The sequence below is a fragment of the Microbulbifer variabilis ATCC 700307 genome (assembly GCF_000380565.1).
In the GTDB taxonomy this organism is placed as follows: domain Bacteria; phylum Pseudomonadota; class Gammaproteobacteria; order Pseudomonadales; family Cellvibrionaceae; genus Microbulbifer; species Microbulbifer variabilis.
In genome coordinates this window covers 285,407-308,402 of the sequence record NZ_AQYJ01000028.1, presented here as the reverse complement: position 1 = coordinate 308,402, position 22,996 = coordinate 285,407, and the positions used below count along the sequence as shown (strand labels likewise).

The window sequence follows — 22,996 nt, the reverse complement described above, 5'->3', positions numbered from 1 at the left end:
CTTTTCTGGAAATCATTCACATCCCCCATTTAAAACCAGATATACGCATCGAAAACTGTGAAGCAGTCAACAATTACTTAAAGAAATAAAAAATTATTTATTTTGCCTCCCATTACAAATAACATGCATCGATTCCAATAATATTAGCTAATAGAATACTAATAACTGAGACACTCGAACCAGTTACAGGGAAATCATGTTGATTATTGCTGCAGATACATGGAGGACAATGTGAGTATATATATTAATAAACCCTGGATTAAACTCATTAATCTGGCAACTATGTCTATAATATTGACCGCTTGTGGAGGAGGGTCATCCAACAGTAGCTCTAATAGTGAGCCCTCCTCAGGTCAAGGGGATGGAGCAAACAATACTCCTCCTGTAATCAATAGTTTATTACTATTACCTGAACAGGCATATAACGATACACCCCTCTCTATTCAGCTAGATGCAACCGACGAAGACGGTGACCAGCTGGAAGTCAGTTATATATGGAAAAATAACGAAGAAGTTATTGGTGAAGCAACCAATAGCAACCTTGAACCTGCCTACTTTAACCGCGGCGACAATATTCTTGTAGAAGCTTCTGTCACCGATGGCAAAGATACGGTAACGCAAACCGCATCTATTACTATTCAAAATAGAACACCGGTTATCGAGAACCTAAGTTTTATTAACTTACCTGTTTTTACCCAGCCGGATCTAAAAGTTACTTCAACAGTCTCTGATGAGGATGGTGATCAGATAACCTCCACGTATCGGTGGTCAGTTAACCAAAAAGAAGTTATCGGTGTAACAACAGATACATTACCTTCGGACTACTTTTCAAAAGATGACCAAATAACAGTAACATTAATCGCCTCAGATGGCGATCTAGCTACCGAGCTATCTGCCAGCACTGAGGTACAAGATTCCCTGCCTGTACTGACTATTGTCAATATGCCGGAAACCGCGCAATATGGTGCTGAAGCCACTTTTCAAATAGTAGCTGAAGATTTTGATAACGATCCATTCACGCTTGAATTTCAAGCACGCCCCAATGGTATGGAAATGGATGAAAGTGGTATGGTCAGTTGGACGCCAACTGGGCCTATGTTCGATACGGAGATGGATGTCACTTGGGAAATCCTACTGACCCAATCAGAATATTCACATAGTGAAAGCAGAACAATTAAAGTACTCGACCAGAATCGGCAATTTCCACTTGCAAGAGGCCATTCAAACATATTTTCTAAGATTCAATTATCAACTGTTGGAGATTTTGATGGAGATGGAGCACAAGAAGTATTGTCCACCAGTCAGAACAGCAGGCGACTTTCTATCTGGGGATATGACGGTTCTGATTTCGCAATTAACTGGGAATACCCTTTCTCGATAAGCAACTATAATGATGGTCTTTCACCCGCATCAACTATTTCATCTGTTGCCTCTGCCGACTTCGATGGCAATGGCCTAGATGAAATATTGGTAGGGTTAAAATATTATAACTCCTTGGTAGGAGATCCGCCCCAATTAGGCCTGTATAAATTCAATGAAAATTTTAAGCCTGCGAAAATTTCAAGTGTTGATGGTTACGATATTCATGAAATCAAGGTTTACAATCTGGACAATGACCCAAATTTAGAGATCATTCTATTAGTCCAAACCACAACCTCCCCCTTTCCAGTACCTGACGGTTATCAGCGCAAAGAAAAACTAGTCATTCTGGACAGCACAGATTTTTCAATTAAATGGCAGTCAGAATCACTAGCCCTAGGGACTAATTTTACCATCGGTAATTTAGATCTTGATGATGAAATGGAAATCGTAACCGGTAATGGCTTTCTATTGGACCGTGATGGAAATAGTTATAAAACAGCTTGGCACTATGAGAATGGTTTTACTAGAGAATGGCGTAGTATAGAAACAGCAGATATAAATATGGATGGAGTAGAGGAAATTATTGGAATTCACCCGGACACCGGATATCTTACTGCGTACGACACTACAACAAAAAGTATAATCGCTGAGAATCCGGGTTCCATAGATTATTTTCGCATCATCCAACCTCCAGAGGAAACGTCTCCAAGGTTTGTGACGACATCAGGTTCGTTCCCAGTAGTATATTCCTTTAGCCCAGATACCCTCCAATTTACCAGCTTATTAACAGGAGAAAGAACAATACCTAATCAATTCTCCTCAAATGTGATGATTTTCAATATGGATGGAGATCCAGAACTAGAGTATCTTTATTACGATGGAAAGAATTTGGCAATTTTCTCAGAAAATCCAGGAGACTCTAAGCTCCAGTTAGAATGGAATTCAGATGAAAGAGCACCCAACTTCCGCAGCTACATGCTTCCTATAGAACAACATGAGTCTAATACTTCTGAGATCCACGCTTTAGTTCTTTCGAACTCCCTAGATGAACCCACATATGTATTTTCTTTAGACTCAAGCAACGGAAAAACCTCTTTGAGCCCAGAAATCTACCTTCCAAAAGGCGATGATTATGACACTCAATTAACACTTTTAGACTTACAGGATGACGGCATAAAAGAGCTAATTTTCGTAAATAATGAAAGGCCTGGAATTTATGATTTCTTTTCAGAGTCAATAATCTGGTCTGGAGAAGCCACAGGGTCAGATCCAAGGCACATGGTAGTAGGTAAACTTGGCAATAATACGGAAAGCAGCATCGTAGTCACGAATGAGGACTCATCTCTACAAGCCTATAATGCAAACACTTATGAATTAATTTGGAGTAATACATCTGATGGTGGCAACCATCTAGAATTATTCAATATCAACAACAGTGGGAAGATGGGTATTGCTGTCTCAAACTACGACAAAATAAGTATTTTAACTGAAGAAAATAGCTACCAATCCCCAGTATTTCAATTCCAAATTAACGATACTCCAGATGAGTTTAGAGACCCAATATTTTCAGAAAATATTGAAGACATATGGTTCAATCCTATAGAAACGGGGGATATAGATGGAGATTCAATTGATGAAATTATTGTCACGATGGGTTTAAGACCCGAATACAACCACCATTGGGTGATGATATTAAATCAAGATTTAAGTGTGAGGAGTGTTGCTTACCTTCCAGATGTCGATCGGGTTAATGCAATACAGATACAGAACTACGGCTTATCACACAGAAATATTTTATTAGCTATAGCTAAGTTCGATACAGTTTACATTGCGGAAATGGACCCCAAAACTGGGAAAACCATTAGCATATCACCCGAATTGGCATCCTCTCCGTGGAGGCACATGAATTTTACAGACACCAATAAAGATGGAATTTATGAATTAACATGGTTGTCGGGGGAGCTCACTATTAATGTAACTCGATAACCTAAACTATTCTTTTCTGTATATATTGACAATTTAAAGCAAGAAAAAATAAAGCAGGCCTAATGCAAGGCCTGCTTTATTTGTTCATCTATAGACCATCCACATTGTAAGTCATCGTTTGATCATTAATCCGCACCGTATAAATTCCTGTAACAGAGATGTAAATATCAGAACCATCCCGCTCAAGAATTTTGTCGGTATTGTTATCGCCGTAGTTTTCACTCCAGTCACCATTGACATCAAATTTAAAACGCTGCTGGGATTGACCATCGAAGTTAACCGAAATTTCCCAAAGGTTATCCGCCACTAACTGCATTGCCTCAGCTCCCCAATTATTTGGCGTTCCACGGAAATATAGGGAGGAAAAATTAGAGGCGTGGCCGCCACAATCCACACAGGTTAGGGAGTAACTGAGTGTTTTATCATTCACTTCAACAAGATAAGTACCAGCCACATTGGTATAAATATCATTGCTGCCCTGCTCCAGAAACCCATCGGCATTGTTATCCCCGTAATTTTCATCCCAGTTAGTACTTACATCAAACTTGAAACGCTGATTACTACTGCCATCAAAAACGACTGTTGTACGCCAGGTATTATCCGCTACCAAACTCATGGCCTGACTGCCCCAGCCATTGGGCGTTCCCCGAAAATGCAGTGCAGTGAAGTTTTGTGCATAGCCTCCATTGGGATCAATCACTGTAATAGTCGCAGTGGCACTATCCGTCAGGTCATCGTTATCCGTTACCGTCACTGTTTCTGTATAGGTACCAGCACTGTCGAAACTCAGGGAAGTACTGACGTTGCTGCCACCACTACTCCAGCTATAGGACACCACACTGCCATCAGTATCGCTAGAAGCGCTGGCATCCAGAGTGATACTTTGATTGATCGCAACGGTAACTGCTGAGGGAGAGACAACCGCTACCGGTGCCTGCTGGGAGGAAACTTCAGTAAGGGTATAGCTCAGGCTCTGATCATTGACTTCGATTCGATAATTACCACTTACAGAAGTATAAATATCTGCACCGGTCTTATCCAAAGTACCATCGGCACCATCATCGCCGTAATTTTCGGCCCAATCACCATAAATATCCAGTTTAAAGCGCTGGTCCGCCTGACCGTCAAAGTTCACTACCAACTGCCAGATATTATCGCCCACCTGTTCAAATGCTGTACTGCCCCAGTTATTGGCAGTACCGCGGAAGTACAGGCTAGGGAAGCCAGGTTCAGCGCAATCGTCACAAGGTGTTACTAACTGGCCACCATGAATTGCCGCAGCAGAGTTGGCAGCCACATTAAAGGTAGCATAGCCATTGCCATCCACAGTAATCACATCACCACTGCATTCATTATCGTCCGCCAACACATTGCAGTAATCCCCCGCGGGCATGCCGGTGTAGAGACTTTGGCTCAGGGAGCCCCCCTCATTATTGATCACCACAAAACCCTTGTTGCCGCGGCCAAAAGCAATCTGGTTATTGCCATTGTCCCACCAATTGTTCATGGCAGTACCGTTGGTATAGTTACGGAAACCTACCATATTGGCGATATTGCCCCAGCGGTGTTGACAGACCCAAGCACCATTTTGACAATTATTCGGGCCATTGCTGGGAGGACCAATATCAGTATCGGTAAAGTCATACCCCGACATTACCTTGGGATAACCGTAGGGATGAGCCAACATAAAGACATTGGCCAGGTTGTATTTGGCCCCATCGTGATAAGTCAGATTACCACCACCACCATGACCTCGCTCGCGGTCGTGGTTATCGATAAAATGTACCGCATCGCCAGAAGGGAGCAGCCCCCAGCCTTCACCAATAGTGGCAAGATTTTTAATCTGACCATTGAAGTTACTGGCCACATCAGTGCCATATTTGAATTCGGTGACACTGCCTAAAAAAGTGTAATTGTAAGGCTGAATTTCCGAAGCTTCGCCGGCAGCGCCAATAACCTCAGAGAAGACCCAGGGGTTGCCCGCTTGATTCACAATGGCGTGTAAATCGCTTGGGGACATATGCTTGACCGCATCTATACGAAAACCATCAATTCCCATGCCTTTTAATTTACTCAAGTAACCAGCCAGTTTTCCCTGTACATAGCTGGAACCGGTATCCAAATCCGGCAAGCCACTCAACCTACAGCTCCATACGTGATTGGCATCATTGTAGTTATTGATGGTGCAATCGGAGTGATAGTCGTTATAAGAAAACTCCGGATGGTCCAGCAAGGTCCACTGAGTGCCCCCCCAACCGGTACCACCGCCATTCCAGGCCGCCGTATGGTTAATTACCGCATCGGCGTAGACTTTCACACCTGCTGCATGGCAACGGTTGATCATGCTTTGCAGTTCCTGCTCAGTACCGCTGCGACTGGTTAAGTTGGTATAAGTCACGGGCTGATAGCGCGCCCACCAGGTGGATAGGCTGATATGCTCATTGGGCGGAGATATTTGCACCGCATCAAAACCCTTAGGCCCGAGAAAGTTCTCACACTCACTGGCGATATCATTCCAGCTCCACTCGAATAAATGTACAAAAGCGGTACCGGCATTAACATGGGCACTAGATAGTGTACCAAGCACAAGGCCCGTACTGGCCAGTAGCCTTTTCAGGGGAAATGGATTGTTCATTATTGCTTTCTCTTAGTCATCTTTTCGCTGTTATTTTTTTAATCCAGGTATCTGAGCCCTCAATCACACAAACGGCAGGTCAAGGGAGCAAGATTTCCTGAATTTAAATACCAAAGTCACCACTTTAGAAACAGCAAGCCTTAAAGCTCAGGAGAGCTTCCCAACAGAGATAAAAGAAGCTAATGCATAACAATCAATATGAGGTTCAATTTACTAAGTACTCACAGCAAATGCTCACCAGTTGAATCCAACCAAGCGAATGACTTGCATCAGTGAGTGCAAATGATTGCCGGGAAATGACAACCTGAGAGATAACTAAACCTAGTTATCGTTGTTATATTTAACCCTAATAAGTGCTTCTAACCCAGTGACTCCAGTACAATGGGCCACCCTCCATGAAGAATGACCTATAGCAGAGTAAAGAAGTGGTACTAATGCATACATCCCCCTTCAGGGGGGCGTAGTAGCTTTATCTGCAGAGGTTTGAAATTAGCGACAAGTGAAGCTCTGCACTGTTCAAAAAACAAACTTAGCTTGTCGACCGGCTTTCCGCTAAGCGCCAAGCCAGGCCCAACTACGGACGTTAATGATCACAAAACATGTGAGAGTCATACTCCTCTTTTTTAGCAGCCTGCTTGGCACGTATGCATTTGCATACTCAGGCAGTGAAACTTCAAAAATTTCAGAACAATATAGTTCTTCTGATGCTGTCGTTCTGGCAAGGCTTAGAACTACAAGTTCTTCCTAGTTTAAGTGGGAGATAAGTGAGGTAATAAAAAGCTCCTAGCCGCAATTATCTAAAACTATTGAGCAAAGTATAATTTCCTGTGACCCACGGCTTAAGGAGGAACAAGAATGACTTTTATCCACCAAAGGAAACGAACCCCTATACTGAGCAGGTGCAGCTTTAACATTCAAACTGAATGTCTCAATAGGGACTGGCGTAATAAGCTATCGAACAACCATTAACATATCTAAACAAACAAGCATACTAACGCGTGTGTTTGTTCAAAGCGTTAAAACATGATAAATACGGTGAGCTTAAAGAAATCCTCTCTGATAGTTTTTGTCTCTTGTATTCTTTCAGCATCCTCTTTTTATGGTTACCTACTAATGCATGATCAGATAAGTAGCTACATCAGGTTCGAAGATAGAGCAGGGAGCAATCAATTTATTGAGTACAAGCCAAATAGCTTCCACCTTAGGGCACAATTAGAAGAATCTAAAGGCAACATAGAACAAGCATTGCTAAATCAGCTTCATCAAGATTTTGAGGAATACCAGGGATCACTATCATTATGTAAAGTTAGGCAAATTTATGGTGACCCTACCTACTCTGTATTGGCAGAAATAGACTGCGAATACTCCCAGTGAGTTTTAAAAACGGCTTTTCTTGCCCCTTCGGGAGTTGCCCCGCTACATTACGCTTAATTACCGCAAATTCAGGGTGTTAAGAAATTTTTCACTGGAAGAGAAGGTGTCAATAAATCAATGTAAAATGCCTAACCAAATTGATTGCCACTCCCTGCTGAACTAACATATACGGCACCATGCACCCTAGTATAAAAACAACGGCACTAAAATAGGTAATCACTTCTAGATATGTTGGACTTGCTTCTTAACCGTCTAAAGCAAAGCAACTGCCCAGTTATAGAAGCCTTCTCCCGCAGGGAAGCTATTCCCCAAAAAATCTGCACAAGTCGCGAGCCTGTCCAAATCAGTAATTGCAACTATTGCCAATACCTAACAAATACTGCCATCACTAATAGCTGAGTAATGTATTTCAGCCAGATAGTGATTATTGTATCGATAGCCCCAGAGGATAGCCCTGCTGGCAACTCAACTTGATCTAACTCAATACGTGCTTCCCCCATTGCTTCATTATGCGCCGATAACAGGGCCAAATGGCGCATATTTCTACGTATTTCAATAACAAAATCTCCGCGCCACTATCGCCCCGTGATAGATTAGACCCAAGAGTCAACTGCATAAGGCAGGGACCAGAAATACCCTTTGATCTGGAGGAAAGATGGAGCAGCAAAGCACCGTATTCGTGGTAGTGGACCCCAACGATGAAAAGCATGTAGCTCTGGAGCGAGCTCTGACCACTTCCCGCGGGCGCAATCCACAACCGCGCCTTGCAGTGTTTGTAGCCGTTGATGGTGAGGCTGTAGATACGCGCGCAGTAAACGACCACCTCTTTCGTGATGAATCCTGGTTTCGCGAGCAAATCCGCGAGCCTATTTCCGAAGCAGGGCTATCCTGTGAAATTACTGTATGCTGGTCCAGCGACTGGCAAGCAGCCATTGTGCAGGAATCCAAGCGCTACAATGCGGAAATGATCTATTTGCCGGTACACGCAAAATCCAGCCGCCGCTTTACTTTTGCCGAGTCCAAGTGGCAGGTATTAAAAACTGCACGCTGCCCAGTGGTCCTAATCCGTCCTGGCGCCAAGGAAGAGCGAAAAGTGGTATTGGCCACCGTGAACTACCAGGCTAAAACCCTGGAACAGCGCCAGCTAAATCGCCAGATCAGCGAGCGGGCTACTTATATTGCCGGTCACTATGGTGCCGAACTGCACTTGGTAAACGCCTACCTGGATTCCATGCTTTACCCGGATCGAGGTGCGCTGGCCAAACTCGCAGACAAAACCGGAGTACCAACACACCGCATTCACGTGAAGCAGGGATATACCAGTGATGTGGTGGAAACTATTGCCCGCGAGATTGATGCGGACCTGGTGGTAATGGGAACCCTGAACCAGTACGGTGAAACCGGCTCCTTCCTGCGCGGTAACACCGCCGAACGAGTGATCGGCCAGCTAGACGTGGACGTGATGGTGTGCAACCAGTTCACTACCACTGAAATGAAACACGATTGAACGGCTTTAATAAAGCCCTTTAAGGCCTGGCAATCGAAAAATTGCCGGGCCTTATGCTTGCTATGATTTCTTCGGCTTGGCCGAGAGCAGCAGTAACTCAGCCTGAGTATCAAACATTACCCTACCGCTTTTAACCCTGGCACGTTTGCCGGAGTAGTAGTCCGTCAGCTCAGTGCCATCAGCAAAAACCCCCACTACAGAGACAGTCTTTTCTCCACGAGGCAGATCCATAGCAACTACGACCGATTGCTCGCCGGATAAGGTACGAGCGAAGGTGTAAGGTATATCAGCGATTTTCTTGTGCACACCAGCACCCAGCGCTGGGTGGGCTTGGCGGAACTGGCCGAGCTTTTGCCAGTGAGCCAATAATTTACGGGTCTCAGGCTTTTTTAGGTCATCCCAGTTCATCCTGGTACGCATGGAGGCATCTCCATAGGCACGATCATCGATCATGGGGCGAGCCAGTTCATCGCCGTAATAAATCTGTACCGCACCGGGAGCCAACATCAACTTGGTAGCAGCACTCACAGTTTGCTCGCGCTCACGATCAAATGAATGGTGATCATCGTGTGAACCCAAGTAGTTGAGTACCCCTAAACCTTTCAAGTCTCCGTTATTTAGTGCTACTGAATAGCTGGAGAAGATCTCCTCAGCAGATTGGCCGGCAACTTGGGCGAAGTCAAAATTGATCAAACTGTCGAAGCCATGCCGGTAGAAATCCACTTTCTTATCATTGTAATTGTAGGCACGCCCAACTGTGGGACCGAAGTTATTAACCCCAAAGTGATAGACCTCCCCCACCATAAAGAAGTCACGGTCATCAAGTTTCTTATGCGGGTTTCTGGCTTTCCATTCCGCCAGTGCCAGATCTGCTTCTTTTCTCAATACTGCCCAGGCTTCTGCCTCTACATGTTTTACTGTATCCACACGAAAACCATCCACCCCATACTCACGCACCCAGTCTGTCAGCCATTTGATCAGATAGTACTTGGGCGCACGGGGATAACCTGTACGCTCGAAGAATGCATCCAGTTCACTCTGCTCCTGCTCCAAGCGTCCCTCATCCTTCCACTTTTCAAGCAACTGCGGCGGTAACGCCACAGCATCTTCACTTTCCGTAAGAATATCTGTGAGGTTCTCGTGTATCGCACATTCAACATTCCCGGCGTAATCAGACCAGTCACACTGCTGACCATTTCTCAACCAGGAAGCCGGCCATTTCGCGTCTTGTTCCGTAACAGGCCCGGTATGATTAATGATCACATCCATTAGTATGCGAATACCGCGGTTATGGGCGACTTCAATCAGCTCCGCTAACTCGGCCTCAGTACCGAAGTTTGCATCCACAGCGGTCCAATCCTTGGGCCAGTATCCATGGAAAGCATAAGTGCGCTTATCGGACTCGTTATAGCCGTGGATATTCTCAATCACCGGAGCCATCCAGATAGCATCCACCCCGAGATCATTAAAATATCCCTCCTCAATTTTCTCTATCACCCCACGCAGGTCACCGCCCTCAAAGCCGCGCAAATAAGCTGCGTCAGCTTTCCGTTCGTAGGGGAAATCATTTTTGGTGTCGCCATTCAAAAAGCGATCCGGCAACATAAAGTAGACAGTAGCATTACGCCAGAAAGGATCTACCGGCTCGACAGCTACAGCAGCTTGCGCGGCTCCCAATAGCAAGGCCATCAAAAAGCTGGTCAATTTATACATTATTTCCTCTTGTCTCACCGCTCACTATTTGCCCATTGCACTCTAATATGCACAGTAAAACACACATCCTCCTGCTAGGGGGCGTAGATTCGGGCTATTGCGACCGCAGCGTCCGGTTAATATCCCTTTTTCACCATAAGCCTCATGAAAGCACAATTCCCCTTTGCGACTGGCTGCAACGGAGAGTAATGTAAAACTCATACACCACGGAGAAACCGCAGGGCTTTATCGTGGTCCAACCGTTACATTCTGATAGCAGCAAAAAGGAGGCAGGGAATGTCGGAACACCAGTCTAGGCAAGGGTGGATCATCGGAATTATTGTGGTGATTGTCGTCGCCGCGGCAGCCTATTGGTTGTGGACCGGCGAGGAAAAGAAGAATGAAGTTCCCATCACCAAAGTAATCGAAGAGCCCCAAACCACCCCCGAACCGGAAACAATGGCGCAGCCAGAAGTGGCCGCACCCATTCCAGAACCCCAAGAACCCGCACCGGCAGAAGAACCCGGTAGAGAACCCCCTCCTCCACTCAACGAGAGTGACAAAGCCGCTTATGATGACCTGATGACCCTGGCACCAGATAACGCACTATCCCGCTGGCTGGTGTCCGAGGAGGTAGTCCGCAAATGGGTAGCCGCTGCCAATGCAGGCTCACGCGGCCAATTGATCCACAAGCATCGCCCACTCAAAACAATTCGCGGCCCGATTATTGTCGATGGCTCATCTATGGAAGGCTACCAGTTATCTCCGGATAACTATCGCCGCTACGATCAACCCGTGCGAATTTTCGCCCTGATGAACACCGATATGGCGGTAGGTCTCTATCAATACTGGTATCCGCGCTTGTCCCAAGCCTGGGGTGAACTGGGTATCCGCGATAAAAGCTTCCACCAAGTAGTACTTGAAGCCATTGACCAAGTGCTGGCAGCACCGGAAGTAGAGGGCCCTATCCAGCTGGTACGTCCGTCGGTTTACTATAAATTTGCCGACCCTTCACTGGAAAAACTGCCCGGTGTGCAGAAATTGATGATCCGTATGGGTCCAGATAACGCCACACGAGTTAAAGAAAAACTCAAAGAGCTAAAGGAAAAGCTACAGGCCATACCAGTACAACAGCCCCAACAGGAACAAAACCAGTAATTCCCATAACCAGCCTGTGCCAACCTACTGGCACAGGCTAATAAAAGCCCTCTCTCAATATCTTATTCGCCCCCTGATCTCCTTCTTACCGATAAAGCCCCTGCTAACAAGCCTATAGAGGCCCACTTTGAAATATCTTGCCCCCGGCAGGCCGCTGGCTGTCGCACTTATCCTCATTGATTCGGTCGCGCACGCAACCCTGGAAATACATTTTGCACCGGCTCCAGAATGGGTAGTAGAGCTGGCACCAGTAAAATCCGGGCGGCCACCAGAAGACAATGTGCGTGTGCATTTATCCAAGTCCCAGATACTGCACCAGGGACAAGAACAGAAGTATTATTTCCAAGCCACTATGCAGCCACTGTACCAGCTTTAGGTCAGTGAAATTGTGGAGCACAACTGGCCAGTGGGAAAATATTGAAGGATTATTTAAGCAGATTTTCCCGCTGCTTATTTTCATTATGGCAGTTATCTGCTTGAAATAAGCGATAAAGATCATAACAGCAAGGGGATTGAATATCTGAATAAATCCGCCAATTCAGGATTTCCTCTCGCTCTCTAACTGAGTGCATATATCGCCAAAAACAAATTGCATAACCAGCAAAAAATGGACAGCTAGCCCCGAAAAACTAAGAAGCTACCGCCAAATGTCGATGCATCAAAGATCAGTTTTACATGGGCGCTCTGAATGCCAATGGAAATCTAGTACAGACCAACCACGAAAACGCCTACGACCGGTAGGCTCTCTGTGTCAAGACAAATAATCTGGAATACCTTACCAGCACTGCCTTAGGGCTGGTGTAAAACAGAACTATCAGCATGCAGCGGAAAAGAATCAGTATGCTGTAATACAGGGTTCTGTCAGGGCCAGTTATAATCTAGGTTCACTCTATCAGGGTAGTCAGGAGGTGGAGCAGGACCTCGGGCTGGTAATCGAGCTCCTCTCTCAGGCAGCAGAGGGCGGCTCGGCAGTGGCAATGCAAAACTTGGTCTTGATCTACTCAAATCCCAAATATAGGCTAAAGGGTTACCTCAACGCTCTCCAATCGTTTGAGCGAGCAATTTTCACGAGGTTATTTTAATCAAACTCGCATGCTTGAAGAATGTCTAGAGGTAGACAGAAATCAGGATCGCGCAATAGAACTCTATAAGAAGTCTTCCAGACTTGGGCATGCTACTTCATCTCTTAAACTAGCAAAGGTATACAGTAAAAAGTATTCCAGTAACAGCGACCAAGTAAAAGCTTTGCGTTATTTAAAAATAGCCATAGAACAAAGCGAGATACAACCATAAAACATACATTAGAGAGGTGTCAGAAATCACAAAACTGTGATCCTAAAGCAGAGAAACAATAACCAGTTATTTATCCACTGAAGATCATTAAAAAAATACTTATAGTTTCAGTACGTTAATACGATGAGTGCCCTGCTTGTGACTCTCCCCTCACACTAACACCTTCCTACCATTGGCTCATATGGGCAGAAATCGACTGTTTCGAACTCTAAGGTTGTTCATAATCTGTAACGGAACCTTAAATTCACACCCGACGTCACAGAATAACAATTTACCCTCCCTATAATTCGATTCAATTTTCATCAACTACATTCGAATTAATTAAGAAATTATGAGAGAGCCATTAAAACTACTAACAGTCTTCAGTTTATCCGTTTTCTTGACAGCCTGCGGTGGCGGCAGCGGTGACAGTGGCCAGAGTCCGGACGATGACAATGCCAATAACCCCGTAAGTGATGGCAGTGGCGATAACGGTGATTCCAATAATGGCAATGACGGTTCAGACAATAGCACTGGCGGCAATACAGATACTGATACCGGCAATGACACAGATAGTAACGGAGTAATCAGTGGAGGTGAGGGTAGCGTCACAGAAAATGTTGAAATAACTACTTCAGGTCAATTGATAGATAGCGGCAACACAGATCAAACCTTTGAGGAAACTGGCCTTCAAGGAAAATATGGCAACCTGAAAGTCTCTTCAGATGGCAATTGGAGCTATACCCTAGAAAGTAATCTGGCTGATCCACTAAATGCAAACGAACTGGTTACAGATGAATTTTCTATTGGCATTGGAAGCACAGAAAAAACAACAACTATTACCATATCAGTCACAGGTACTGATGACGCTTACACTTTTGATCCCGGCTCTCCCTTAGCTACTATGATCGTAAATAGCAGAGAGCATGCTAACGGAACTATGATGATAGAGGATGTCGATGGTAATACTCCAGAATTTCCTGAGGAGACTATTTCAGGTAGCTATGGTGAGTTCAAACTTCTAAAGAATGGAGATTGGGAGTTTACGCTAAACAACAATGCAGATAGCCTGAAAGAGGGTGAAACAGCTGAAGATACCATTGCATTTCAATTAACAGACGGGACAGAGCAATCTGTTACTTTTACCATAGCCACTATTGACCCATCAGAGAGTAGTATAGTATTTATTTTAATGAACTTCTCTGATGGCCTGGCAACAGACCAGGGGGATCTTACTCACATAGCGAATACTGTCTTCAATGATAAAGATTCACTGGATAATGCCTATAGAGAAAACTCTTTTGGGCAGTTAAAGTTCCTACGCCATAGAATCAACGATAAGTCTCTACAGCACTACTGTTACGGCGAACCAGGCAATGAGGATACCTCTGTTGACTGCGTGGTCTTCAATATTCCAGATAGCGAGAACGGCGGTACATTAAGCATTGCAGATGCAGTTGCCCGTGCCGAGGCCGGCCAGGAAGGGGAATATACAGATGACGGCTTCACATGGCGTGACAAAGCCTACCAGTGGGCTAGTGATAATCTCGTTGACGAAAATAACCAGCCACTAAACTTACGCAACTGGCGTCATCAGGTCTTCATTTATCCAAACGCGTCTTACAAAGCTGGTCTTGTAGGAGCTGGTGTTGCCAGCGTTGGAGGGGGTATGAGCCTTGTTGCCTCTTTCTCCGATCAAAATGTTATGGGACATGAACTAGGTCATAATATCGGCCTAAGCCATGCAGGCCTGGATAGCAATAATGATGGTGATACTAACGATAGCGGAGATAGTGAATATGGCACTGATGGCTCATTAATGGGCAATCGTTCTCGATCAAGATTATTTGGCAGTGCGCATCGAGAATATATGAAGTGGTATAACCTCTTCCCTGAGTACACAACAACAGTTGAACAAGTTTCCAGCTCATCCCAAGATGTGGAAATCGAAGCCATTGAATTAACTGCTGGAGAGCTTTCTGGCTCTCTTCCCCAGCAATTAAAAATAGAGAGTAATGGTAGCAGCAATGGACAAAACCACTATTATGTTAACTACCATGTAGCTCACGATATACTGAATCCTAGGCCTCACTTTGAAGATTCAGTAACCGTTCACTATCTCAATGGTAGAACGTCCAACCATGTAGCAGTTTTAGAGCAGGTTGGTGATAGCTTCACTGACTCAAAAATCGGACTCACAATTACGTACAAATCATCCGACTCAATCAAGAAATCTGCTGTAATCACAGTGAGTTACAACTAATTACCTTAGAGAAAGTTAACAAAGTATTGGAAGGATAAATAATATGCTTAGAGTTTTGACACTGATCACAGGTATAACCCTCGCCGTTTTTGCTCAAGCAGAGGAGGTCGTAACCGGCACTTTGGAAGAAATTATTTCTGAAGACTTTGAAACGGGAAAGGTAGAAAGACGCTTTTCCCTCAAAGATGAGCAAAGTGGTCATTATTACTTTATTGAAGCTGAAGAATTAAAGCGCAAGGGTATGAAAACTGGGGATCGAGTAAAAATTCGCGGTGAACGCGGAAAAAAACGGATGCTACATATCAAGGAGACCCAAAAACTTGAGACTGAGGGAGAGGAGTAAGTTAGCCTGTCGATTTACTATAGTAAACACTGACTATTTAAATTTTTCTCTCTGGGCGCCTACATATAGTGCGCCCAAGAAGTTACAGCTTTATACTGACCTCCAGCCCCGCTTTACGCGGGGCTCTTAACATCCCTGGATTTCAATGCATCTACGAAACAAGTAACTTCAACTGTTGAATATGTGAGGTAAAATTTAGGGCACAGCGACGATTAAAATCCATAATTTCTTCAATTTTATACTTGTTCGCCAACTCATTACCTGGACGTAACTGCTCCTGTCCCGGGTAAATTCCCTTGCCAGTCAATAGGCAATTCCAGGATACATTCGGGAAATAGACATCCAGTTTTTGATCCAGTAGTTCATCAGTAATATTCTTGCCTGCCATCCAGGACATCAAGATTGAGCGCAGGGAGGGAGATATCTTTTCATTAGTGCCATTGGCAATCCAATAATCCGTATCTGTTCTCGAACTAATACGGTAGTGACAGACAATATAGTCCCGCACCGCATCAAAACGAGCGCTGATACGATCATTAAAGTCAGCCCTATACTTATCTGTATGATCACCATTGTTATAGGCCTCTATAAAGCGCACAACGGTTTCCTGAACCATATCCAACGCCGTTGCCTCCAAAGGCTCAATAAACCCTTGGGAGAGCCCCACTGCCAGGCAGTTCTTGGCCCAGTGTTCGGCAACCCGACCCACCTTGAAATTTAATCTACGCGCCTCGACATCACTGTCCAGCAAACCCAAGTGAGCGCGAAATTCCGTTTCCGCCTTGTCATCATCGACAAAGCGAGAGCTATAAACATAGCCGTTGCCATTGCGATTAGTCAGTGGGATTTTCCAGGCCCAGCCATATTTCATCGCAGTAGAAATAGTGTGCGGTGCATACTCCCTTTCTTGGTCCGTAGCAAATACAACCGCAGAATCGTTAAACAGACTCTCAGCGCTACTAATAAAAGGAATTTTCAGGGATTGTTGTATAAGACTTCCACGGAAGCCGGAACTATCCACATACAGATCCGCTTTGAGCACCTCATCATCAGTAGTTTTCAGGTGATCAATATTCCCCTGTGCATCGAGCATGGCGCCAGCCACTGTCGCCACCTTATAGCGAACCCCTTTCTTTTCTGCAACACGCCGCAGGAACTGGCCCAATAAACCAGAATCAAAATGGTAGCCATAGGCAATTTCAAAAGGGAAGTTTTCCGGCGCGACTGGAGCTAATTTTTGCCGGATCAACTCAGTTGCCAGAAAGAAGTGGTCCGGGTGCCCCTCCAGGTCAACGCCTTTCCTTCGCAGGTAACTATTATGAAAAAATGCCGGGATAGTAAATTGGTCCGGCTGGCCGACAAAGGGATGAACATACTCGGTAAAGCCCGGTTTGACCGACCAATCCCTAAAGGTAATACCGACCTTGTAAGTAGCGTTACAAGCAGGCATCCACTCCGATTCGCTAACCCCTATAGTCTCCATAAAACCCTTTAGTGGCGGAGTTGATCCCTCCCCCACACCGATAATCCCAATATCCGGTGATTCCACCAGGGTGATTTCAAACCCTTTATTCTGCCAATGGGTCGCCATCAGATTGGCGGTTATCCAGCCAGCGGTACCCCCGCCAAGAATAATTATTTTTTTACATTGATTGCTCATGGCGACTCTCAAAAATTCGGCACCGCACTTGTTTTCGGGCCATTTGATATTCCAAAAAAAACCGCCCGGCAAGCGTAGCTCAGCGGGCGGTCTCTTATCACATCTCCGGTTTTACACCGAAAGAATCAGCGATACTTAGTAGCTATAGTTCAAGCCGAGGTAGAACTGACGCCCAAACTCAGTGTATTCACCGAGAACGCCATCTACTCCGTAGGATTTCACATCAGCCTCATCCGTAAGATTGTTCGCTGAGAAAATCACATCGATACCATTATCAAATGCGTAGGATATCTGTGCATCGACAGTGGTATAGGCTTGTGCTTCCACAGGTGTGGAGCTACCTGGTACCGGCATATTCAGGATAAATTCATCCCGATAGCGAACATTGACGTGGGAGCTGAAATTACCGATGTCCCAGAATACTGTAGTGCTCCAGACATTTTCAGAGAGGCCCGGCAACGGCAGGTTTTCACCATAGAGGTTACCGCCACTCACTTCGGTTTCACTCTCAGTATATGAATAGCTGGCGGTCATACCCAAGCCAGCCCAAATACCAGGCAGCTGATCAAAGGTTTTGGTACCCGCAAGCTCGATGCCTCGAATATAACCACCCTTGTCGTTGTTCACGTAAGTCTCGAAAGCGCCGGCTTCCAGACCAACGGGAATTTCAATGCCCAGGGAATCAAACAGCGCCGTTCGATCTGCCTGGCTGTCCAGGTAGATATACTGCTTTTCTACGAGGCTTTCGATATCTTTCCAGAAAATGGCTGCAGTTACCGCGCCGCCATCCTCGAAATAGTGCTCATAAGCCAGGTCAAACTGGTTTGCACGGAAAGGATCGAGGTAGGGAGACCCCTTGGTCCAAACGTTGTACTCCGTAGCGCCATCGTTGTTAACACTGTTCCAGGAGCCAGCGCCGCCCTTCAGCTGCCCAACCGGCGGACGGCCCATCACTTTAGCTGCAGCAAAGCGAATGTAGTCCTGCTCGGTCAGCTCAAAGTTCAAGTTAAGGGAAGGCAGGGTGTCTGTGTATTCGGGGCCGTACTCAACATAGTCGTAGCTATCTGAAGTTACACCCACGTCATCAGTAATTTCGATACCATTGCCAGCACCCACATTTTGGATACCGCTGGACTTCACATCGGTTTCAACAACCCGTACACCGAAATTACCAGTTACTGGAATACTACCCAGCTGGGTTTCAATATTAGCCATCAGATAGTAGGCAAAAACTTCCTCTTTCACAGCACCGGACTCAACGAAAGTCCAGTCCTGGCTAAATACCTTTTTACCTTCGTAATTACCGGCTCCAAAAATGCTGGAAGCCAGAGCATCCATATCGTTGACTACGAATTGTGGTATCCCATTGGTGGATTCAACGCTGACATAGCCGTCCAGTAGTTGCGGCTCACAATCGATGTCGGACAGGTTATCCGCACAGTAGTCATTGAATTGACCATCGCGGCTACCGTACAGGAAAGCACCACGCTCAGAATCGAAGGTACGCTCAGAGACACGGAATCCAGTCTCAATAGAGGCAATGGCTCGCCACTCCAAGTCAAACTTGTAATCGAACTTGAAGGCTTCAACTTTATCGGTGTACTCGTGGGGGTACTCTTCGTAGCGCGACAAACGCATGGTATCCAGATCGGTGAAATCTACACCGGAGAAAACGCCTGAGGGAATACCGTCACCATTAAGGGAATAGGCAAAGCTCTGGCCAGCAGCTTCTTCCCAGGTCTCTAAGTTACCATTGTCATCGTAGGTCAGGTCGTAAGCGTGCATGGATACAATCTGATCCTTGCGCGTCTTGGTGCCCTTACTATAGGAGTAGTCAACGGCCAGAGTGTGGCGGTCACCAAAATTCCACTCCAGGTTCAGGCCAATACTATCGCTATCCGCCTGAGTGGATTGATCCTCAGAGCGGGATTCAAACCAGGGGCTGGAATCGTAAACAGTTTTTGGATCGGTAATAATTACCGTTCCATCGGTAACCACTCCGCCGTTTACTTCCGTATCGGAAAGGGTATACATGTCTGTATTGGCCAGCCCACCAACCGTAATACCGTGGCGGGTATCCACACGCTCAAAGTCAGATTTGAAGTAATCCAACTGGGCCTTGAAACCATCGGTAGGCTCAAAAACGACGCTGGCCAGGTAACCATTACGGGTATCGGTACCATCACCTGACTGCCATTGGAATGCGCGCGGCAAAGCATCTGCGCTGCCGTCACCATCGTAATCGCTTGCCGGCGGTTCATAACCGATCTGGGCGTCTGCACCCGTGCGGGACTTTACAAAGCTGTTCGGCTGCTCAAGGTGGGAATAACCCAGGGCGACGCCCACCTTGTCATCCATAAATTTACCCATGTACGACAGCGTGACACGCTCACCGAATTCGTCGGCACCGACGTCGTCGGCTGCGTCGTTAAACGACATACGCACATTGGCATTAAAGTTGTGTTCTTTCTCGGCGTCGAGAGGATTGGCTGTTTTCAGCTCTACAGAGCCCGCTACACCACCTTCAATATGAGAGGCTTTCGGAGTCTTGTAGACCGCGGCCTGATTAATCAGCTCAGCTGGATACTGGTCAAAAGAGATCCAGCGAGTACTTTCGGTATAACCACTGGTAGAGGCCTGCTCACGACCATTCAGGGTGGTCTGCAGGAAGTCGCCATTCATACCGCGGATATTTAGCTGTGAGGACTGACCGTTGGATCGCACGGTGGTTACGCCGGGCAAGCGGCCCAGGGCATCAGCGATTGATTGATCGGGAAGAGATGACAGAGCGCCCGCATCTACCACATCGGCCACAACATCGGCGGCGCGCTTGGCTTCAACGGAGTCCAAAACGCTGGTGCGAATACCGGTAACTGTTACCTCTTCCAGTGTTTCCTGCTCCTGCGCATAGGCCCCAACCGAGGTGGACACGGAGGCCGCGATGGCAGCAGATAGCAAAGTGGGTCTGAGCGCCCCTTTACCTTTATTGGATAGACTCATCATCTTCTCCCTGGACTTATCGTTATGTTGAGACCCTGCATCCTAGGGCGGCCCCTAATCCATAACATCCTCCCCCGAGGGGGGAGGAGGTGGGAGAAACTGTGATTTTGTTCACAGGGGCGCATCTCTACACCCCACACTTTAGTATGTTGGCTATTTATACAGGAAAATCACCCCTCAAGCTGTACCGCAGCGCCAATCAAGGCTTGGTAACCGGCTTTAAGAGCATAAACAGGCACAGCCTCCATCCACTGGGCTACCCGGCCCTTATTCAGAAAACGTTGCTCGAATTCACTCTCCGGCAGCAGTTCCGCAATACGTGGCAGTATCCCACCACCTAAGAAGACACCCCCTCGGGCCCCGATATACAACGCCGCATCCCCAGCCGCACTTCCAAGGAAGTTCAGGAAATCCAGTAAAGTTTCACGGCATACGGGATCTGTTCCGCCCAATCCGCGCGCGCTAATGTCGGGAGGGCTCAAGTCTTCCGGTTCCTGTCCATTCAATTCGCAGACCGCACGATAGAGGTTCACCAAGCCATTGCCCGACAGCACCCATTCATTAAAAATAGGTGCGCGGCTCTTCATCATGATTTGCAGAAGCTGTAATTCTCGCTCAGTGGATACTGTCAGATTGGCGTGGCCGCCCTCTCCAGCAAGGACATGATAGCGGCCATCTGCCTCAGCCAAACCTGCTACACCAAGACCGGTTCCCGGCCCAAGTACAGCCATTGGCGCACCCCGCAGCCGGGGAACATCTCGCAATACTTCATAATCGTCTTTTCCCAGACGAGGCAGGGATTGCGCCAATGCGGCGAAGTCATTGATCAGTTCGAGGTGCGGAAAGGAAAACTCCCTGGCCAACTCTCCTGCATCAATACTCCAGCCAAGGTTGGTCATATAGACGCGGCCACCGGAGGCGGTCTTTTCTAGAGGGCCCGCGGCCGCAATACACGCCTTCTCAGGCCGGGGGCCTTCCAGTTCATCAAGCCAGTGTTGCAGGGCGGCATCAAAGCCCTGAAACCGCTTACAGTCCACTACTTTCAGATCTTCAAGCTGGTAACCAGCCGCCACCGGTTTGGCAATGGCAAAGCGGGCATTAGTGCCGCCGATATCCGCTACGATACTTGTCATATTTATCCCTATGAGATCCCCCCAAAAAAGGCGATATAAGTTACGGTGTCAGAGAAAATATTGCCAGCCCCAAAAGTTTGCCAAAGGGGCTATCTCAGCCCGGAGAGGAACCGGATAGTCGATAGACTGGCCATATTTGCGATTAGGCACTTAATAACAGCAAAACCTAGACTGCAGAGCTAGATTTGGTCAAACAACCAAACTAGCTTTATACCTCTTTAAGGGCTTTCAGCGCTCTTGAGGGGCTACTCCCTTCACGGACACAGCAAAGTCCTGCATCTCCTTTTTACTGTAGCGACTCAAAACTCGCTTTTGCGATGCAGGTTGAAACCGGATCCCCACTCCTTCACGTCTTGCCAACCGCGGCCGTACAGGGCGAGGGCAAAATCCACCACCGCAATTGGGGCAGACATTACTCAAAACCTCTTCAACACAGGATTTGCAGAAGGTGCACTCATAAGTACAGATCATTGCCTCAACAGAATTTGGCGGTAGATTTTTATCACAACATTCACAATTCGGCCTCAGCTCCAGCACTGGAAACACTCCTCTATTATTTTGCCAACTCATTGATCATCTATCGAAAAGAAAAACCAACCCATAATCAGATAGACATGTCTGTTTTTATACTGAAAATTTTTCTCATAAAAAATAACAATAAATTTCTCTTCTACTTAAACTCGTTTTACAAAAAGTCCTCACTTTTAAAATAAGCGAAAAGCAGTTAAACACCTCTCTCATGCTCTATGACCAGAACCTTTGCCACCCCTAAAGGATGTACGAGATGTTCTGTACCTTCCGACGTATAAAATATACCCCTTGCATTAAGCACTCCGGAGCATACCTTACCTTCACGCTTGTAAAATATTTCCACGCTTCCATCCATAACCGCAAAACCTCCTGTCCGTCATTTACATGCCCAACATAAGATTTGTCCATCCAGTGCAATTTGGTAGTAATTCCCTTCATATTGACAATCAACTTTGATTGCCAGGCCTTCTCTCCAACAAATTGACAACGCTTTACAATTTCCATCAGATATAAAGTTCCAAACTTAACAAAGAGACAAAGATTAAATAGCCGCTGAAATTTATTACTAGAAAGGAGTGCCCCCAATCTCCTGTGCCTGTTTAGGACGCTCAATCTCATCATTATAGTTCTCAGCAGCATCGTCTATTCTGCGCACGCCAAAAGTTACAGTAGGAGGAATGCCCATGCTCAGATCAATATCAGCAACACGATAATTACATCCCTTGGCCCTCAGAATGGCCTTCACTTTCTCCTGTTTTTCTACCGCTTTAATAACCGTATTGGCAATCACTTCATCACTACTAAATGCGGTCACAGATTCATTGACCTTGTCGCCAAGTTCCCTGGCTTTATCAAAAATACCCACATCTGTTCCCCTTATCATCTTTACCTATAAAACGAATAAGATCATAGGGAATAACTCAACTCTTAGGAACTGTCTCCAGGCATTCAGCTGGGATGGGTTGCACTACCCAAAGTATTACTTTTACCCAATATCCCTTTACTTATAACCTGATAAAAGTGTACAAAATTGTTTGAATAGTAAACGGTAATCTGACGAATCAGTCATTAACCTTATTA

General features: G+C 46.1%; 13 protein-coding genes. 6 read left to right on the top strand and 7 right to left on the bottom strand.

Going from position 1 to position 22,996, the window contains the following annotated elements; translation table 11 throughout:
• Window positions 1-231 precede the first annotated feature (231 nt).
• Window positions 232-3,348: an FG-GAP repeat domain-containing protein gene (locus tag G367_RS0117095; protein ID WP_169337132.1), complete on the top strand. Its 3,117-nt coding sequence runs from the start codon at window positions 232-234 to the stop codon at window positions 3,346-3,348.
• A gap of 88 nt (window positions 3,349-3,436) precedes the next feature.
• Here G367_RS0117095 and G367_RS0117090 read toward each other — a convergent pair whose 3' ends face one another.
• Entirely contained in the window at window positions 3,437-5,983 is a 2,547-nt protein-coding gene (locus G367_RS0117090) for an alpha amylase C-terminal domain-containing protein (protein ID WP_020414381.1), read from the bottom strand.
• 2,029 nt (window positions 5,984-8,012) lie between these two features.
• Between G367_RS0117090 and G367_RS0117075 the strand changes: the two genes are divergently transcribed.
• Window positions 8,013-8,864, top strand: a complete 852-nt coding sequence (locus G367_RS0117075) for a universal stress protein (protein ID WP_020414378.1) — start codon at window positions 8,013-8,015, stop codon at window positions 8,862-8,864.
• Window positions 8,865-8,924: 60 nt separating this feature from the next.
• On the opposite strand, the gene G367_RS0117070 is transcribed toward G367_RS0117075, so the two are convergent.
• Window positions 8,925-10,577 (bottom strand): alpha-amylase family glycosyl hydrolase, encoded by a 1,653-nt coding sequence (locus G367_RS0117070; RefSeq protein ID WP_020414377.1) that lies wholly within the window; start codon window positions 10,575-10,577, stop codon window positions 8,925-8,927.
• 276 nt (window positions 10,578-10,853) lie between these two features.
• On the opposite strand from G367_RS0117070, the gene G367_RS0117065 reads away from it, so the two are divergent.
• From G367_RS0117065 to G367_RS0117040, 4 genes are all read left to right on the top strand, one after another.
• Window positions 10,854-11,714, top strand: coding sequence for a DUF3014 domain-containing protein (locus G367_RS0117065; RefSeq protein WP_020414376.1), 861 nt, complete (start codon window positions 10,854-10,856; stop codon window positions 11,712-11,714).
• 127 nt (window positions 11,715-11,841) lie between these two features.
• The gene (locus G367_RS0117060; RefSeq protein WP_020414375.1) at window positions 11,842-12,090 is read left to right on the top strand and encodes a hypothetical protein; all 249 of its coding nucleotides are present in this window, start codon (window positions 11,842-11,844) and stop codon (window positions 12,088-12,090) included.
• Between the two features lie 1,248 nt (window positions 12,091-13,338).
• Window positions 13,339-15,249, top strand: a complete 1,911-nt coding sequence (locus G367_RS0117045; RefSeq protein ID WP_020414372.1) for a VCBS domain-containing protein — start codon at window positions 13,339-13,341, stop codon at window positions 15,247-15,249.
• A 43-nt stretch (window positions 15,250-15,292) separates the two neighbouring features.
• The gene (locus tag G367_RS0117040; RefSeq protein WP_020414371.1) at window positions 15,293-15,592 is read left to right on the top strand and encodes a hypothetical protein; all 300 of its coding nucleotides are present in this window, start codon (window positions 15,293-15,295) and stop codon (window positions 15,590-15,592) included.
• 151 nt (window positions 15,593-15,743) lie between these two features.
• Here G367_RS0117040 and G367_RS0117035 read toward each other — a convergent pair whose 3' ends face one another.
• The 5 genes from G367_RS0117035 to G367_RS0117010 form a co-directional block, all read right to left on the bottom strand.
• Entirely contained in the window at window positions 15,744-17,252 is a 1,509-nt protein-coding gene (locus G367_RS0117035) for a tryptophan halogenase family protein (protein ID WP_026305206.1), read from the bottom strand.
• 135 nt (window positions 17,253-17,387) lie between these two features.
• Entirely contained in the window at window positions 17,388-20,252 is a 2,865-nt protein-coding gene (locus tag G367_RS0117030; protein ID WP_020414369.1) for a TonB-dependent receptor, read from the bottom strand.
• A gap of 170 nt (window positions 20,253-20,422) precedes the next feature.
• Window positions 20,423-21,385 carry a glucokinase gene (gene glk, locus G367_RS0117025; protein ID WP_020414368.1) on the bottom strand — a complete coding sequence of 321 codons (963 nt, stop codon included), beginning with the start codon at window positions 21,383-21,385 and terminating at the stop codon, window positions 20,423-20,425.
• Window positions 21,386-21,613: 228 nt separating this feature from the next.
• Window positions 21,614-21,955: a DUF1272 domain-containing protein gene (locus G367_RS25740; protein ID WP_083922764.1), complete on the bottom strand. Its 342-nt coding sequence runs from the start codon at window positions 21,953-21,955 to the stop codon at window positions 21,614-21,616.
• A gap of 526 nt (window positions 21,956-22,481) precedes the next feature.
• Complete coding sequence (locus tag G367_RS0117010) at window positions 22,482-22,781, bottom strand: hypothetical protein (RefSeq protein ID WP_020414366.1); 300 nt, start codon at window positions 22,779-22,781, stop codon at window positions 22,482-22,484.
• Between the last annotated feature and the right edge of the window lie 215 nt (window positions 22,782-22,996).